The organism is Pseudomonas mandelii, from assembly GCF_006438925.1.
GTDB classification, from domain to species: domain Bacteria; phylum Pseudomonadota; class Gammaproteobacteria; order Pseudomonadales; family Pseudomonadaceae; genus Aquipseudomonas; species Aquipseudomonas mandelii_C.
The window spans coordinates 119,230-135,102 of record NZ_RCZA01000006.1; the positions used below are offsets into that span (position 1 = coordinate 119,230).

Annotated in this window: 19 protein-coding genes; 4 read left to right on the forward strand and 15 right to left on the reverse strand. The window is 57.4% G+C overall.

The features are described from left to right. Positions 1 to 17: 17 nt before the first annotated feature. From pheS to thrS, 5 genes are all read right to left on the reverse strand, one after another. Positions 18 to 1,034: a phenylalanine--tRNA ligase subunit alpha gene (gene pheS, locus EAH74_RS15160; protein ID WP_059404377.1), complete on the reverse strand. Its 1,017-nt coding sequence runs from the start codon at positions 1,032 to 1,034 to the stop codon at positions 18 to 20. Positions 1,035 to 1,143: 109 nt separating this feature from the next. Then, complete coding sequence (gene rplT, locus EAH74_RS15165; RefSeq protein ID WP_007905879.1) at positions 1,144 to 1,500, reverse strand: 50S ribosomal protein L20; 357 nt, start codon at positions 1,498 to 1,500, stop codon at positions 1,144 to 1,146. A 27-nt stretch (positions 1,501 to 1,527) separates the two neighbouring features. Next, positions 1,528 to 1,722, reverse strand: a complete 195-nt coding sequence (rpmI, locus tag EAH74_RS15170) for a 50S ribosomal protein L35 (protein WP_008145659.1) — start codon at positions 1,720 to 1,722, stop codon at positions 1,528 to 1,530. A 60-nt stretch (positions 1,723 to 1,782) separates the two neighbouring features. Then, the gene (gene infC, locus EAH74_RS15175) at positions 1,783 to 2,334 is read right to left on the reverse strand and encodes a translation initiation factor IF-3 (protein WP_169857083.1); all 552 of its coding nucleotides are present in this window, start codon (positions 2,332 to 2,334) and stop codon (positions 1,783 to 1,785) included. Beyond that, the gene (thrS, locus tag EAH74_RS15180; protein WP_140679591.1) at positions 2,334 to 4,256 is read right to left on the reverse strand and encodes a threonine--tRNA ligase; all 1,923 of its coding nucleotides are present in this window, start codon (positions 4,254 to 4,256) and stop codon (positions 2,334 to 2,336) included. Before thrS ends, infC begins: the two co-directional genes overlap by 1 nt. 374 nt (positions 4,257 to 4,630) lie before the next feature. On the opposite strand from thrS, the gene EAH74_RS15185 reads away from it, so the two are divergent. Further along, a complete protein-coding gene (locus EAH74_RS15185; RefSeq protein ID WP_123365562.1) occupies positions 4,631 to 4,933 on the forward strand; it encodes a hypothetical protein in 303 nt (100 codons plus the stop codon). A 292-nt stretch (positions 4,934 to 5,225) separates the two neighbouring features. Beyond that, complete coding sequence (locus EAH74_RS15190; protein WP_007905882.1) at positions 5,226 to 5,438, forward strand: cold-shock protein; 213 nt, start codon at positions 5,226 to 5,228, stop codon at positions 5,436 to 5,438. 72 nt (positions 5,439 to 5,510) lie between these two features. Here the strand turns inward: EAH74_RS15190 and EAH74_RS15195 are convergent, their stop codons facing one another. Together EAH74_RS15195 and EAH74_RS15200 are read right to left on the reverse strand one after the other, a co-directional pair. Then, on the reverse strand, positions 5,511 to 5,831 hold the full coding sequence (locus EAH74_RS15195; protein ID WP_123365561.1) for an I78 family peptidase inhibitor: 321 nt from the start codon (positions 5,829 to 5,831) through the stop codon (positions 5,511 to 5,513). Positions 5,832 to 5,997: 166 nt separating this feature from the next. After that, on the reverse strand, positions 5,998 to 6,303 hold the full coding sequence (locus tag EAH74_RS15200; RefSeq protein WP_140679592.1) for a hypothetical protein: 306 nt from the start codon (positions 6,301 to 6,303) through the stop codon (positions 5,998 to 6,000). A 132-nt stretch (positions 6,304 to 6,435) separates the two neighbouring features. On the opposite strand from EAH74_RS15200, the gene EAH74_RS15205 reads away from it, so the two are divergent. Continuing rightward, a complete protein-coding gene (locus EAH74_RS15205; protein ID WP_123365560.1) occupies positions 6,436 to 6,642 on the forward strand; it encodes a hypothetical protein in 207 nt (68 codons plus the stop codon). Positions 6,643 to 6,680: 38 nt separating this feature from the next. Here EAH74_RS15205 and EAH74_RS15210 read toward each other — a convergent pair whose 3' ends face one another. The 8 genes from EAH74_RS15210 to EAH74_RS15245 all read right to left on the reverse strand — a co-directional run bounded on the left by EAH74_RS15210 (position 6,681) and on the right by EAH74_RS15245 (position 14,362). Next, a complete protein-coding gene (locus EAH74_RS15210) occupies positions 6,681 to 7,709 on the reverse strand; it encodes a nucleoside hydrolase (RefSeq protein ID WP_140679594.1) in 1,029 nt (342 codons plus the stop codon). A gap of 43 nt (positions 7,710 to 7,752) precedes the next feature. Next, positions 7,753 to 8,157 carry a D-ribose pyranase gene (rbsD, locus tag EAH74_RS15215; RefSeq protein ID WP_140679595.1) on the reverse strand — a complete coding sequence of 135 codons (405 nt, stop codon included), beginning with the start codon at positions 8,155 to 8,157 and terminating at the stop codon, positions 7,753 to 7,755. Then, positions 8,154 to 9,071, reverse strand: a complete 918-nt coding sequence (gene rbsK / locus EAH74_RS15220; protein WP_140679596.1) for a ribokinase — start codon at positions 9,069 to 9,071, stop codon at positions 8,154 to 8,156. The genes rbsD and rbsK overlap by 4 nt, the downstream gene beginning before the upstream one ends. Before the next feature lie 57 nt (positions 9,072 to 9,128). Continuing rightward, on the reverse strand, positions 9,129 to 10,148 hold the full coding sequence (locus tag EAH74_RS15225; protein ID WP_134423092.1) for a LacI family DNA-binding transcriptional regulator: 1,020 nt from the start codon (positions 10,146 to 10,148) through the stop codon (positions 9,129 to 9,131). A gap of 3 nt (positions 10,149 to 10,151) precedes the next feature. Next, complete coding sequence (locus EAH74_RS15230) at positions 10,152 to 11,129, reverse strand: ABC transporter permease (RefSeq protein ID WP_123365555.1); 978 nt, start codon at positions 11,127 to 11,129, stop codon at positions 10,152 to 10,154. Then, the gene (locus EAH74_RS15235) at positions 11,126 to 12,679 is read right to left on the reverse strand and encodes a sugar ABC transporter ATP-binding protein (RefSeq protein ID WP_140679597.1); all 1,554 of its coding nucleotides are present in this window, start codon (positions 12,677 to 12,679) and stop codon (positions 11,126 to 11,128) included. Before EAH74_RS15235 ends, EAH74_RS15230 begins: the two co-directional genes overlap by 4 nt. A gap of 56 nt (positions 12,680 to 12,735) precedes the next feature. After that, a complete protein-coding gene (locus EAH74_RS15240) occupies positions 12,736 to 13,692 on the reverse strand; it encodes a sugar ABC transporter substrate-binding protein (protein WP_140679599.1) in 957 nt (318 codons plus the stop codon). A gap of 196 nt (positions 13,693 to 13,888) precedes the next feature. Further along, entirely contained in the window at positions 13,889 to 14,362 is a 474-nt protein-coding gene (locus tag EAH74_RS15245; RefSeq protein WP_140679600.1) for a hypothetical protein, read from the reverse strand. A 349-nt stretch (positions 14,363 to 14,711) separates the two neighbouring features. Here EAH74_RS15245 and EAH74_RS15250 point away from each other — a divergent pair, with 349 nt between their 5' ends. Beyond that, entirely contained in the window at positions 14,712 to 15,800 is a 1,089-nt protein-coding gene (locus EAH74_RS15250) for an asparaginase (RefSeq protein WP_046047713.1), read from the forward strand. Positions 15,801 to 15,873: the final 73 nt, after the last annotated feature.

Consider the following 15,873-nt stretch of genomic DNA (forward strand, 5'->3'; position numbering starts at 1 on the left):
CTAAGAATTCGTTACGACTAGCGAAATTGCGCGAGGAACCGCAAGTCGTTGTCGAAGAACAGACGCAAGTCGTTCACGCCATAACGCAGCATGGCCAGACGTTCAACACCCATGCCGAAGGCAAAGCCCGAAAACTCTTCCGGGTCGATCCCGGACATGCGCAGCACATTCGGGTGAACCATGCCGCAGCCCATGACTTCCAGCCAGCCAGTCTGCTTGCAGACACGGCAGCCTTTACCGCTGCACATCACGCATTCCATATCGACTTCGGCGGATGGCTCTGTGAACGGGAAGTACGAAGGGCGGAAACGCACGGCCAGTTCTTTTTCGAAGAACACGCGCAGGAACTCTTCGATGGTGCCTTTCAGGTCGGCGAAGTTGATATCACGGTCGACCAGCAGGCCTTCGACCTGGTGGAACATCGGGGAGTGGGTGATATCGGAGTCGCTACGGTACACACGGCCTGGGCAGACGATGCGGATCGGCGGCTGTTTCGATTCCATGGTGCGGACCTGTACCGGCGAGGTATGGGTGCGCAGCAACATGTTGGCATTGAAATAGAAGGTGTCATGCATCGACCGGGCCGGGTGATGGCCTGGGATGTTGAGTGCTTCGAAGTTGTGATAGTCGTCTTCGACCTCAGGGCCTTCGGCAATGCCGTAGCCGATGTGAGTGAAGAACTGTTCGATACGTTCCAGAGTGCGAGTAACCGGATGCAGACCACCCGAGCTCTGGCCACGGCCAGGCAGGGTCACGTCAATGGACTCGGCGGACAGTTTGGCGGCCAGGTCGGCCTCTTCAAACAGTGCCTTGCGCGCATTGAGAACCTCTGTGACACGCTCCTTGGCAACGTTGATCAGGGCGCCGACTTGCGGGCGCTCTTCTGCCGGCAAATTCCCCAGGGTCTTCATCACCTGAGTCAATTCACCCTTTTTGCCAAGGTAGTGAACCCGGATTTGCTCCAGGGCATTGATATCTTCAGCGCTTTGCACAGCCTCTAGAGCTTGAGAGACGAGCGCATCCAGGTTTTCCATGTACAGACTCCAGATACAAAATAGGGGAAGAGCTTGAAGGCTCTTCCCCTATTTATGACGTTTAACACCTGACCCCACAGAGGTGAGGCCGGGTGACTGTCGGGGGTACTTAAGCCAAGGTGGCTTTAGCTTTCTCGACAATCGCAGCAAACGCCGCTTTTTCGTTCACTGCCAGATCAGCCAGAACCTTACGGTCGATCTCGATGGACGCTTTTTTCAGGCCGGCGATGAAACGGCTGTAGGACAGACCGTTAATACGTGCACCAGCGTTGATACGAGCGATCCACAGAGCGCGGAACTGACGTTTTTTCTGACGACGGTCACGGTAGGCGTATTGGCCTGCCTTGATTACCGCTTGCTTGGCAACACGGAATACGCGCGAGCGAGCGCCGTAGTAGCCTTTAGCAAGTTTCAGAATTTTTTTGTGACGTTTACGGGCAATGACGCCACGCTTTACACGAGCCATGAGTTACTTCCTCTATTCTTGACTAAATTAACGAAGGCGCAGCATGCGCTCGACTTTTGCCACGTCACACGGTGCCAGCAAGCTGCTACCGCGCAATTGACGCTTACGCTTGGTCGACATTTTAGTCAGGATGTGGCTCTTGAAAGCGTGCTTGTGCTTGATACCGTTAGCAGTTTTCAGAAACCGCTTAGCAGCACCACTTTTAGTTTTCATTTTTGGCATGTTCGGATACTCCGCATTCAGTTGATAAACATAATCAGAAGGCCTGCCGTGCCCTATTGATTACTTCTTCTTTTTCGGGGCGATGACCATGATCAGTTGGCGTCCTTCCATCTTAGGATGCTGTTCGACCGAACCGTACTCGAGCAAGTCACCTTCAACTCGCTTGAGGAGTTCCATCCCCAGCTCCTGGTGGGCCATCTCACGGCCGCGGAATCGCAAGGATACCTTGGCCCTGTCCCCATCACTCAGGAAACGTACCAGGTTGCGCAGTTTTACCTGGTAATCCCCTTCCTCCGTCCCTGGACGAAACTTGATTTCTTTAACCTGAATCTGCTTCTGGTTTTTCTTGGCCGCGGCAATCTGCTTCTTCTTTTCGAAGATCGATTTGCCGTAGTCCATCAGTTTGCAAACAGGGGGTACTGCATCGGCGGAAATTTCCACCAGATCCAGTTTGGCCTCTTCAGCCTTAAGAAGCGCGTCTTCAATTGACACAATCCCAAGCTGTTCACCTTCAGCCCCAATTAACCGAACCTCGCGTGCCGAGATATTCTCGTTGATCGGGGCCTTCGGTGCAGCTCGTTTATCTTGTCTCATTTCACGCTTAATAGTAATTACTCCGAATCTGGGCGACCACGCCGGGAAACCGCTTGAGCGAGGAACTCGGCGAACTGGGCGACGGGCATCGAGCCCAGGTCAGCACCTTCACGAGTACGCACAGCGACAGTCTGCATCTCGACTTCCCGATCTCCGATAACCAAGAGATAAGGAACCTTGAGCAAAGTATGCTCGCGGATTTTAAAGCCGATCTTTTCATTTCTCAAGTCAGACTTGGCACGAAATCCGCTTTCGTTGAGAGTTTTTTCAACCTCAGCGGCGAAATCAGCCTGTTTATCAGTGATATTCATGATCACTGCCTGGGTCGGAGCCAGCCACGCGGGGAATGCACCCTCGTAGTGCTCGATCAGGATTCCGACGAAACGTTCGAAGGAGCCAAGGATCGCCCGATGCAACATAACCGGGTGCTTGCGACTGTTATCTTCAGAGACGTATTCGGCTCCCAGACGGACAGGCAGGTTAAAATCGAGCTGAAGGGTACCACACTGCCAGACGCGGCCAAGGCAATCTTTCAGCGAGAACTCGATCTTCGGACCGTAGAACGCACCCTCGCCCGGCTGCAGATCGTACGGCAGGCCAGCGCTATCAAGGGCTGCAGCCAGGGCCGCTTCGGCGCGATCCCACAGTTCGTCGGAACCGACGCGTTTTTCCGGACGAGTGGACAGCTTCATCTCGACTTCTTTGAAGCCGAAGTCGGCATAAACGTCCATGGTCAGCTTGATGAACGCAGCGGATTCGGCCTGCATCTGCTCTTCAGTGCAGAAGATGTGGGCGTCATCCTGAGTGAACGCACGCACACGCATGATGCCATGCAGCGCACCCGATGGCTCGTTACGATGGCAAGCACCGAATTCGGCCAAGCGCATTGGCAACTCACGGTAGCTTTTCAAGCCTTGGTTGAACACTTGCACGTGGCAAGGGCAGTTCATCGGCTTGATGGCGTAGTCGCGGTTTTCCGACTGAGTGGTGAACATGTTGTCGGCGTAGTTGGCCCAGTGCCCGGACTTCTCCCACAGGCTGCGGTCAACGACCTGCGGAGTTTTGATCTCCAGGTAACCGTTGTCGCGCTGAACCTTGCGCATGTATTGCTCGAGCACCTGATACAGAGTCCAGCCGTTCGGGTGCCAGAACACCATACCCGGCGACTCTTCCTGGGTGTGGAACAGGCCCAGACGCTTGCCGATCTTGCGGTGATCGCGCTTTTCAGCTTCTTCGATGCGCTGGATGTAAGCCGCCAGCTGCTTCTTGTCAGCCCACGCAGTGCCGTAAACGCGCTGCAATTGCTCGTTCTTGGCATCGCCACGCCAGTAGGCGCCGGACAACTTGGTCAGCTTGAAGGATTTCAGGAAGCGCGTGTTCGGCACGTGCGGACCGCGGCACATGTCGACGTATTCTTCGTGATAGTACAGGCCCATGGCCTGTTCGTTCGGCATGTCTTCGACCAGGCGCAGTTTGTAGTCTTCGCCGCGGGCCTTGAACACTTCGATCACTTCGGCGCGCGGAGTGACTTTCTTGATCACGTCGTAATCTTTTTCGATCAGCTGCTGCATGCGCTGCTCGATCGCGGCCAGGTCGTCTGGAGTGAAAGGACGTTCGAAGGCGATGTCGTAATAGAAGCCTTCGTCGATGACCGGACCGATAACCATTTTGGCCGTCGGGTACAGCTGCTTGACCGCATGGCCAACCAGGTGGGCGCAAGAGTGGCGAATGATCTCCAGCCCCTCTTCATCCTTTGGCGTAATGATTTGCAGCGTAGCGTCGCTGCCGATGATGTCGCTGGCGTCGACCAGCTTGCCATCGACCTTGCCGGCCACGGTGGCTTTGGCCAGACCTGCACCAATGGATGCCGCGACCTCGGCTACGGATACCGGGTGATCGAATGAACGTTGACTGCCGTCGGGAAGAGTAATAGTTGGCATGGCGCCTCCTCTCCTAGTGGTGACCCCTACCAAAGGTCACGTGGGTTGGGATGAGCCAGTACAAGATCCGATCCAGGCCATTCAATGACGAACGCCTGCCTTACAGCGGCAGGAGCCTTGCGGCCAACCGGAAAACCGAACCAGAGTGACTGGGATTCAAATCAGGGTTATTCGCACATTTGCCGCTACCGGGACTGAAGGTCGTCCGGAGCCTGCAAACGCCCGAGCGAGGCATGCTAGCACAGATGAACGGTCGTCGATGCACCGAGGCTTTGCACTGGGGCAAATCGGGCAATTTTATGCCAGAGTGCTGAACTTGAACCCTGCTTTGCCTCTCAAACAACAAGACATTGACCCACAAGGAGCATCCCAGCATGCGTCTGAAACGTTTATTCGCAGTAGTCGCCCCCATCGTTCTCCTGTTGCCACTGGCCGCCCATGCCGATTGGCCGAAAGGCGAGCGCGAGAAATACATGGCTCAGTGCACAGAAGCGGCTACTCCGCAGATCGGTGCTGCAGCAGCGAAGGCTCACTGCGCTTGTGGTGCCGATTCCATCAAATCGTACCCTGCCAAAGACATCCAGTCCTTGATGGACAACACCGCCAGTGACGCCCTGAAGCAAAAGGCTCTGACGCAAATTGGCGCGTGCAAAGCCGATACCAAAGCGAAAAAATAAGCCCGACAGAGCGCTTTTTGCGCCTGCAACGACAGTAAAAAGCCTCTGAAAACCGCTTTTTCGTACAATTTATGCAGGTTTTACAGGTTTTTTTATTGTCTTTACTTTTGGCTGAAAGCCTTTTAAAACGGGGCTTGCAGGCAAAAAAAGCAGCAAACAGAACGCGACTGTAGGGCAAACAGCACGTCCGGGGGGCTCCCAAAGCGAACATTTCGACTATGATACCCCGGTGTGCCCAGTTGGCCTGAGCAGCACAGCACTACTGAAAATATATGTTTCTTGGAGATACACCATGTCTAATCGCCAAACCGGCACCGTTAAATGGTTCAACGATGAAAAAGGCTTCGGCTTCATCACTCCTCAAGGTGGCGGTGACGACCTGTTCGTACACTTCAAAGCTATCGAAAGCGACGGTTTCAAAAGCCTGAAAGAAGGCCAGACCGTTTCCTTCGTGGCTGAGAAAGGCCAAAAGGGTATGCAAGCTGCACAAGTCCGCGCTGAGTAATTTTCAGCCGCACTAAAAAAACCCCGTCCACGTGACGGGGTTTTTTATGGACGAAACAAAAGCCCGAAGCGATCAGCCGCAGTTGACGCGGGTGACAACCCGGTTGGCATCCGTATTCAGGTTCAGGCGATCAGAGCGGTACTCCAGAGTCACCATATCGGTGGGCAAGAGGAACCGTGCATTCTGCGCGCCTGCGCGAGTACGCGCCTGCTCCAGCAACTCAGGCGATGCCTTTTTGCCAATGGTGAATTCGGCAGCCTTTGCCTCACAACGGCTGTGGCCAGTGTCAGTCGTCGCCGCGGAGTCTGTTGCCGACTCAGTGGAGGTAGTGCTGCAACCGGCCAGCATGGCAACGGCCAACAAAGTACCCAATGACGCGAGCTTCCAAGGCATGAAGCCTCCTTTTTTCAATAGTTAAGCTGAGATCGTGCGACCGCCAATCTGGCGTTTGGTTTCACAGGGAGTACAAGCACCCCGCCCTCTATTCGGACACGCGGCGAGTTTGCCTGAGCATCGCCCTGCCGTTTACCACTCAATCGTGACTGAATATGAACAGCGTTCAATAGACATCAATGTAGTCGAACGGCGGATTCGGCCAGTTCTCTTTCAGGGCATTGAAAATCTGCATGACCCAGACCTCGTCACTGGCCGCGACCAATCCTACATAACCGGAACCCTTGGCCCACGTCTCCAGACGAAACAACAGCCCACTGATATCAGTGCCGCCCACAACGCCTGACGAAATGTAGACGATGCCGCCCTTGGTGACTCGCAATTGAGTGTGCTCATCGTCGCTGGCAGAGGCCAGCAGCTGACGCACCGCCTCAAGGGTCAAGCCGTCAGGAGTGTTCAAATCGATCTGCACAGCACATTCCTTGAAAAATCGTCAAAGACCAAGTGTCGCATAGCCCTCCCCTCATGCCTAAGTCGGAGTGCCAAAAGCCGCGCAAAATGGTTAACTCGACACACAGACTTTCCCGACTTCACGAGCGCCATCATGACCACCGTAAGCATCGACGCCGACATCAAAGCCAAGTGGCCACAGGGCCACAGCTCTTACAGCCCGGGCAGCCCGGAAGAGTTGGCAATCATTGGTATCGATCTATTGGTCAAGGAACTGGGGACGCAAGCCGCCCAGACATTCATCGCACAGATATTCGAGAAGTACCCCACCGCCTATATGGGCCTGATACATAGCGAGTAGAAGTAAAACCCGCAGGCTGGCACCTGCGGGTTTATGGCTTACTTCAGACGAGCCAGACGCTCGGTCAGCAGGTCAAAGAAGCCTTGAGCGTCGCCGCTTTCTACCCAGAAAGCGTTCTTCGGCGCTTTCAGGCCGTCATACCAGTCGACGATGGTTTGGCCGAATGTCGGGCCTTCGCGGCTATCAACCACCACATTTACCGAGCGACCGGTGAACAACTCAGGCTTGAGCAAGTAGGCGATGACTGTCGCGTCATGCACCGGGCCACCCGGAATGCCGTAGTGCTCCATGTCGCCTTTGACGTATTCATTGAGAATATCGCCCACCAGCTTGCTGGCATTATTGTTGATCGCTGCGATCTGCTTAAGACGCGCTTCACTCGTGAGGATCTTGTGGGTCACGTCCAGCGGCAGGTAGGTCAGCTTCACTCCACTTTTGAGCACCACTTCCGCAGCCTGTGGGTCGGCGAACAGGTTGAACTCAGCCACCGGGGTAATGTTGCCACCGTTGAAGTGCGCCCCGCCCATGATCACCACCTCCTTGATGCCCTGAACGATCTCAGGTTCCTGGATCAGCGCAAGGGCCAGGTTGGTCTGTGGACCGAGCATGGCGATGGTGATGCTGTGGGGCTTGGCGGCTTTCAAGGTGTCGATCAGGTAGTTGACCGCATTGCCCTCAGCCAGGCCTTTCTTCGGCTCATGTACGGTGACGCCCGACAGGCCTTCCTTGCCATGGATGTTCTCGGCATAGATCGGTGTGCGCATCAGCGGCTTCGGTGCGCCTGCGTAGACCGGCACCTCCTCGCGCCCCGCCCACTCGCGGGCCAGCCGCGCATTCCGCGACGTCTTGTCCAGACGCACATTGCCGGCAACAGTGGTCAGCGCACGAATGTTCAGCTCTTGCGGCGACGCCAGGGCAAACAGCAGAGCAACCACGTCGTCGGCACCCGGATCGGTGTCGATGATCAAGTCGATCTTGTCCGCCGCCTGGGCGCTTGTTGCGGTAATCAGGGACAAAAGCAGCAGACTCCGGAGCAGGTGGTGCAGTTTCTGAGCATAGCGGTGCATAGCGCACTCCTTGTGCGTGGAACAACAGAAAGACAACAGCGAGTTAGAACGTAACCCCTGCCACCAGCACGATGTTGCAGTAGGGCTGACATTCGCCTGTACGAACAATCGCCCGCGCCTGTCGGCTGAGGACTTTGAATTGGTCATGACTGAGCAGCTCACGCCGACCCAACGCACCTTCGGCATTCAGCTCATCGAGCGTCGCCAATGCCGAAGGCTTTTTGTCCAGGATCTCCTGGGCCAATACATGGCTTTCGACCTGCATTTCGCTGAGCACAACCTTCAACGTGCTGACGAAGTCCGGGATACCGTGGGTCAGGGCCAGGTCGATCAGTTCAACGCCTGGTGGCACCGGCAGACCTGCGTCGCCGATCACCACCTTGTCGCCATGGCCCAGGGATGCGATCAGCCGCGACAACGCGACGTTGAGCAAAGGTGTCTTTTTCATGGTGCTTTAAAGGCCTGTACGTCGGACAAGGTGGGAATCGAGGGTTGCGCGCCAGCACGGGTCACCGACAGCGCCGCGGCAACCTGGCCGAAACGGATCGCGTCGCCTTCGCCTTTGCCGGCCGCCAGCGCGGCGGCGAAACCACCGACGAAGGTGTCGCCAGCCGCCGTGGTATCAACAGCTTTCACCTTCGGCGCAGGGAAGTGCTCGAAGCCTTTGCCGTTGGCAAACAGCGAACCTTGAGCACCGAGGGTGATGATGACCTTGCTGGCGCCCAAGGAGATCAGCCGGGATGCAGCGGTTTCGGCAGATGCCAGAGAATCCACTGGCAAACCACTCAGCGCCGAGGCCTCGCTTTCGTTGGGAATCAGATAATCGATGGACGCGTACCAGTCCGCCGGCAGTGGGCGACTGGCCGGCGCCGGGTTGAGGATCATGGTCTTACCCAACTCACGGCCGCGCTTGAGCGCATGACCGACAGTGGCATCCGGGACTTCCAGCTGACAGATGATCACGTCCGCCGCCTGCAATACTGCGTCGAAACGGTCAATCACCTCTGCAGTCAGCGCTCCGTTGGCACCGGCAACGATCACGATTGCGTTCTGACTGTTGTCATCGACCACGATTAACGCTACGCCGCTGGAATCGTCGACGGTGCTGACTGCCTGGCAATCGATCTGCTCGGCCAACAGCGCCCCGCGCAGCTCTTCGCCGTAGGCATCGCTGCCCACGCAACCGACCATCGACACCTGCGCCCCCAGCCTCGCCGCTGCGACCGCCTGATTCGCGCCCTTGCCACCGGAAACCGTGGCAAACGACTCGCCGATCAGTGTTTCACCGCCACGGGGCAGCCGTGGCGCCCGGGTGACCAGGTCCATGTTCAGGCTGCCTATAACCACTACTTTTGCTGGCATACGTCACTACTCATCAATTCTGTTTCAGCGGTGCTTTTGATTTAGCGGCTTTCTATTTCAGCGGAACTGGGCGAACACGCCGGCCAGCGGCGCAGTCGACTCCCGCAGGACAATACTGGGCGTCACGATCCGTTGATCGGTGGCCATATCCGGCGTGGCGATTCTTCTTAAAAGCACTTCGGCCGCCATCTCGCCGAGTTGCAGGATCGACTGCCCCACGGTGGTCAGCGCCGGGTACACATAGCGGCTCATCTGAATATCGTCGAAGCCGATCACCGACAGCTCCGTCGGCACGCGAATATTGCGCTCGGCCGCCGCTCGCAGCACACCAATGCCAATCATGTCGTTACCGGCGAAGATCGCGCTCGGCGGGTTCTTTTCCAGCAGTATCGCGGCGGCGTTGTAACCGCCGGTGCTGGTGAAGTCGCTTTCCAGCATGCGCTCGCGGGATACTTCGACACCCGCCTCTTTCAGGGCACGGCAATAACCGGCCAGACGCATCTGCGCCACGCTGGTACTCGCCGGGCCGCCAATGGTGGCGATGTCCCGGTGCCCCAGTTCCAGAAGGTGGCGGGTCGCCAGATAGGCGCCGTATTCGTGATCGATTCGCACCAGGTCGGCATTCACACCTTCCAGTCCACGGTCGACGATCACCATCGGCGTACGCACGCCTGCCAAGCCCTCCGCCAACCCCGCGTCACCGCCAGCCGAAGCGACGATCAGCCCGTCGATGCGCTTTTCCAGCAGTACGCGCAGGTAGCTGCGTTGCTTGTCCGGGTTGTCATCGGAGTTACAGAGAATCACGCAGTAGCCATTACGCTCGCAGTAATCCTCGATGCCGCGCGCCAGTTCGGCGAAGTACGGGTTGAGGCTGTTGGGCACCAGAAGACCGATGGTCGCCGTGGTTTTGGCTTTGAGAGACCGGGCCACGGCACTGGGCACGTAGTCGAGAGTTTTGATCGCTGCCTCAACCTTGACCCGCACCTCTTCGCTCACCGGCCGGGTCTTGTTCACTACGTGGGAAACCGTGGTGTAGGAAATTCCCGCGAGCGCTGCCACATCCTTGATCGTTGCCATGACTCAGGTCCGCCGGCTTGCGCGCTGACTGCGATAAGTATCAAGCACCACCGCCACCACGATCACCGCGCCGGTGATGATGCGTTTGGTGGGTTCAGTTGCGCCGATCTGCGCGAGGCCGGCCGCCAATACGGAAATGATCAGAACCCCGAAAAACGTACTGATGACCGAACCGCGACCGCCCATCAGGCTGGTGCCGCCGATCACGACCGCGGCGATCACTTGCAACTCCAGCCCGGAGCCGGCATTCGGATCCGCCGCCTCCAGACGGGAAATCTGGAACAGCGCGGCAATACCGGCCAGCAGCCCCATCAGACTGAATACCAGGATCTTGTAGGGCTTCGGATTGATCCCTGCCAGACGCACCGCCTCTTCGTTGGTGCCGATGCCGATCAGGTAACGACCGAACACGGTACGCGTCAGTACTGCCTGGGCAACGAAGATGATCAGTAAGGCAATGATGAACGACGGCGAGATGCCGAAGGCGATCGGGTTGGACAACCAGGCGAAGGCATCACCGATGTAGGCCGTGCGCGATCCGGTCATCTGATACGCCACACCGCGGGCCATTTCCAGCACGCCAAGGGACACGATGAACGACGGAATCCGCCACGCCACAGTAATCGAACCCGTGATGGTCCCGGCCAGTGCTGCCGCCGCCATTCCGAGCAGCGCCGCAGGCAACACGCTCCAGCCCCAACCGAGAATGGCCACGCTGACCGTTGACGCCGCGAGCGCGAGCACCGAGCCCACCGACAGGTCGATACCGCCGATGATCAACACGAACGTCATGCCGACCGCCAGCACCATCAAGTCCGGAATCTGGTTGGCCAGGGTGCTGAAGGTGTCATAGGACAGGAAATGGCTACTTAGAACCGAGAACAGCGCAACCATTGCCAGCAAGGCACCGGCCAGTCCCAGATAGGTACCGAGGCCGTAAAAGTTGCCACTACGTTTGCCGGCAGTCACTGCAGTATTCATGCGAGATCCCTAGGCGCTGCTTCGTTGAGCAACGCATCACGTTTTTGGTAGCCGGCGAACGCGGCGGCAAGCAAATCATCCTGGGTCCAGCTGTCACGCTCAAAGGTGTCGATCAGACGTCCCGCAGAGAGCACGCCGATGCGATCGCAGATCAACATCAGCTCACGCAGGTCGCTGGACACCACCACGAGCGCTTTGCCTTGACGGGTCAGCTCACCGAGCAAGGCATAAATGTCAAACTTGGCGCCAACGTCGATGCCACGCGTTGGCTCGTCGAACAGCATCACCGAGCAATCACGCTCAAGCCACCGGCCGATCACCACTTTCTGCTGGTTGCCGCCGGACAGTTCCGACACAAGTTGTGTCGGGCTGGAACTGCGGATGCGCATGGCGTCGATCTGACGCTGGGCCAGCGCCATCTCGTCACCCTTGTTGACGAAGCCACCGCTGGAAATCACCGGCATATTGCCCAAGGCAATATTCGCGCTGATCGATTGGGTCAGCAGCAGGCCTTCGCCCTTGCGGTCTTCGGTGATCAGGGCGATGCCATGACCGACCGCGTCCGCCGGTGAGCGGATACTGACAACCTGTGCTGGCGAACCGAGTGCAACCGTGCCGCTGTCCGCTGTATCAGCACCGAAGATCAAGCGCAGCAACTCAGTGCGCCCTGCCCCGATCAAGCCGGAAATCCCGTAGATCTCGCCGGCGCGCACTTCGAAGGACACATCGCGAACCTTGTCGGAGCGGGTCAGCCCTTTGACCGTCAAGGCTGGAGCGCCGATCTTGCGCGGCCCCATGTCGATGTGTTCGCCGAGTTCACGACCGACCATCAGCGTCACCAGTTGTTCGCTGTTGTAATTGGCCATCGGCTCGACGCAAACCAGGTTGCCGTCACGCAGTACCGCAATACGCTGGGCGACCCGCGCCAGTTCTTCGAGACGGTGCGAGATATAGATGATCGACACGCCGCGAGCTTGCAGACGAGTGATCTGCTCGAACAGCATCTCGACTTCACGGTTCGTCAACATTGCGGTCGGTTCGTCGAGAATCAGCACGTGGCAATCGCCAATCAGGTTGCGGGCGATCTCCACCATTTGCTGGTGACCGATGCCCAATTCGCCCACCAGCGTGTCCGGGTCAATCGCGTCGAGGCCGACCTGGGCCATGGCTTCGATCGCTGCCTTGCGCAATTGCCTGCGACTGATCCAGCCGCCCTCGCTGGGCAGGTTGTCGAGAAACAGGTTTTCCGCCACCGACAAGGTCGGCAACAGATTGAGCTCTTGCATCACCATGCGGATGCCGAGGTCTTCGGCCTGAGTGCGGCTTGCGGGGCGGTAATCCTGCCCCTGGAATTGCATGTGGCCGGTGGTCGGTGTGACCAGCCCGCCGATGATCTTCGACAGCGTGCTTTTTCCCGCGCCGTTTTCACCGGTCAGCGCCAGCACTTCACCGCGCATCAGCGTCAGGTCGATGCCGGCCAGGACCGGTTGGGCGTAGGTCTTACCGATACCGCTGACCGAGAGGACAGCGTTCGGGGCGGAAACTGACATAAAAACTCTCCATGCGCTCGCCCCGACGGGCGAGCACCGTTGTGTCGCCAGAAGGACTACTTGGTGACCAGCTCTACCGGAGTTTCGATCACGCCATTGGTGCCGCTGTCGACTTTCTCACCTTTGATGATCTTCAGCGCAGTCTCGATGCCAAACACGGCTTGCCTGGCGGCAAACTGGTCAGCGGTAGCCAGAACGCGGCCATCCTTGAGCATTGGTTTGATGGCGTTGATGTTGTCGTAACCGACCACTTGCACCTTGCCGGCCTTGCCCGCTGCGCGCACGGCGGATACTGCGCCGACCGCCATGCTGTCGTTACCGGCCAGCAGGGCTTTGACTTGCGGGTATTCGCTGAGGATCGAGGCAGCAACCTTGTTGCCTTTGTCGATTTCCCAGTCACCGGACTGCAAAGAGACGACCTTGATCTGCGCCGCTTCCATCGCATCCTTGAAGCCTGCGGTTCTTTGCTGTGCGTTGGTGGTGGTTGAAACGCCTTCGATGATGCCGACTTCGTCTCCGGCCTTCAGTTGCTTGGCCAGGTACTCGCCCACCAGACGCGCGCCTTTGCGGTTATCCGGGCCTACGAACGGTACGGTGAGGTTTTTGCTTTTGACCACAGCCGGGTCCAGCTGGTTGTCGATGTTGATCACGGTGATACCGGCATCGATGGCTTTCTTGATCACAGGAACCATGGCCTTGGAGTCAGCCGGCGCGATGACCAGCGCATTGACCTTGGCCAGAATCATTTGCTCGACGATGCGCGTCTGGCCAGCCGTGTCGGTTTCGTCTTTGATGCCGTTGGAGATCAGCTCGAAATCGCCGGAGTGTTCTTTCTGATAGGCCTTGGCGCCGTCTTCCATGGTCAGGAAGAATTCATTGGCCAGGGATTTCATGACCAGCGCGACTTTGGGTTTTTCAGGAGTCTCGGCGAAGGCCGAAGAGACAGGTAACGCGACGGATGCGGCAGCCAGCATAGCGACAGCGAGAAGACGTCCAGCGAATGGCAGCTTCATGGGTTCACTCCGATCTTATGATTATTGTGAGCAACGCTTGCGCTGGCGTAGGCTTCATTGCGCTCACTGATGGATAACCACCGAGAGCACCGCGCAAACGTTTGCGTAGACCGAACTATGCGAACCCTGCCGACATTTGTCAACGAGCAGAAACGACCATTTATTTGAACTGGCTGGCAAAAACCGGGCATTCAAGTCATGCCGTGGTGTTGACCACCGTTCCGGTGCTGGAACCCTTGGCCAGTTCCTTGGCCAGTTCCTTGACCAGGGCCGCGGACACTTCCAGCAACGCACCATTGGTGTCGGCAATCTGTCCTTGAATGGCCATGACCACAGTGGCCTTGGCTTCCGGTGTCGGATAAGACGCCGCCTGAGCTGCGGCTAATTGTTGCTGTTGCTCGCGCAGTTGCTGTTGTAGCTCTTGCATGCGTTTGAGCAGGACTTTCACCGCCACACTCTGGTTGCTCTCGTCTGGGGTTTCGGTCTGCGCGCCCGCGCTTTTATCCAATCCCAAAGGGCCAGTCTTGACTTGGTTGCCGTCGCCTTCCTTCGTACCCAACGCTTGATTCGCGGCATCGGCCGCCTGATCGCTCAACGCTTGAATCGTAGCGGCGGACTTGCCGCCGATGGTGACGCCCGCGGCGTTTGGGATACCAATGGATAACGACATGTGAACTCCTGAGTAGAAAGATCCTTTAAAGGAACATCGACCGAAGCGCGGGTTTCTTTAGCACCTATTCGCAATCTTGCAAGGCGATTTGCTCTACAGAGGTCGTAGTACTTTTCGGAGAGCCGAACACAAACACTCAACGCGTTCGGAAACCCGGACAACAGATTGTGTAATCATTCTCGTGACTCCAATAAATACTGATACAAATCATCAAGTTAAAAGTTTTCCTCATTCAAAGTACGACTGGTATAGATCCTGCTCATCTCATTCACCCCAAGCGTTCAGATCCACTTGGGGCGCATCTAGATGAACCTGCATCAGCACCGTCTCACTACTAGAGAGAAAAATAATGACATCTGCTTTCAAGACCTTCGTTCCGGGCGCTTTGGCCCTCTTGCTGCTCCTGCCTACTGCCCTTCAGGCAAAAGAAGTCGAAACCCAACAGAAACTGGCGAACGTGGTGATCCTGGCCACCGGCGGCACCATTGCCGGCGCGGGCGCCAGCGCCGCCAATAGCGCGACCTATCAAGCGGCAAAAGTCGGCATCGAACAATTGATCGCCGGGGTTCCGGAACTCAGCCAGCTGGCTAACGTTCGTGGCGAACAGGTCATGCAGATCGCGTCCGAAAGCATCACCAACGACAACCTGCTGCAACTGGGTCGTCGCGTGGCTGAGCTGGCCGACAGCAAGGACGTCGACGGCATCGTCATCACCCACGGCACCGACACCCTGGAAGAAACCGCCTACTTCCTGAACCTGGTGGAAAAAACCGACAAGCCAATCATCGTTGTCGGCTCCATGCGCCCAGGCACCGCTATGTCGGCCGATGGCATGCTGAACCTGTACAACGCAGTGGCCGTGGCCAGCAGCAAAGAGGCACGCGGCAAAGGCGTACTGGTGACCATGAACGATGAAATCCAGTCGGGTCGCGACGTCAGCAAAATGATCAACATCAAGACCGAGGCGTTCAAAAGTGCCTGGGGCCCACTCGGCATGGTGGTCGAGGGCAAATCCTACTGGTTCCGTCTGCCGGCCAAGCGCCACACCATGGACTCGGAATTCGACATCAAAACCATCAAGAGCCTGCCTGACGTCGAAATCGCCTATTCCTACGGCAATGTCAGCGATACTGCTTACAAAGCGCTGGCTCAGTCTGGCGCCAAAGCCATCATTCACGCCGGTACCGGCAATGGCTCAGTCTCGTCCCGTGTAGTCCCATCGCTGCAAGCCTTGCGCAAGGACGGCGTGCAAATCATTCGTTCGTCCCACGTCAACGCCGGCGGGTTCGTACTGCGTAACGCTGAACAGCCAGACGACAAGTACGACTGGGTTGTGGCGCATGACCTGAACCCGCAAAAGGCTCGCATCCTGGCCATGGTTGCACTGACCAAGACCAACGACAGCAAAGAGCTGCAACGGATGTTCTGGGAATACTGATTCGCCCTCGCCCGACCGGTTTCGGTCGGGCACTGCTTTCACCACTCGCCAACCCAGGCGAGTGGCTCACACC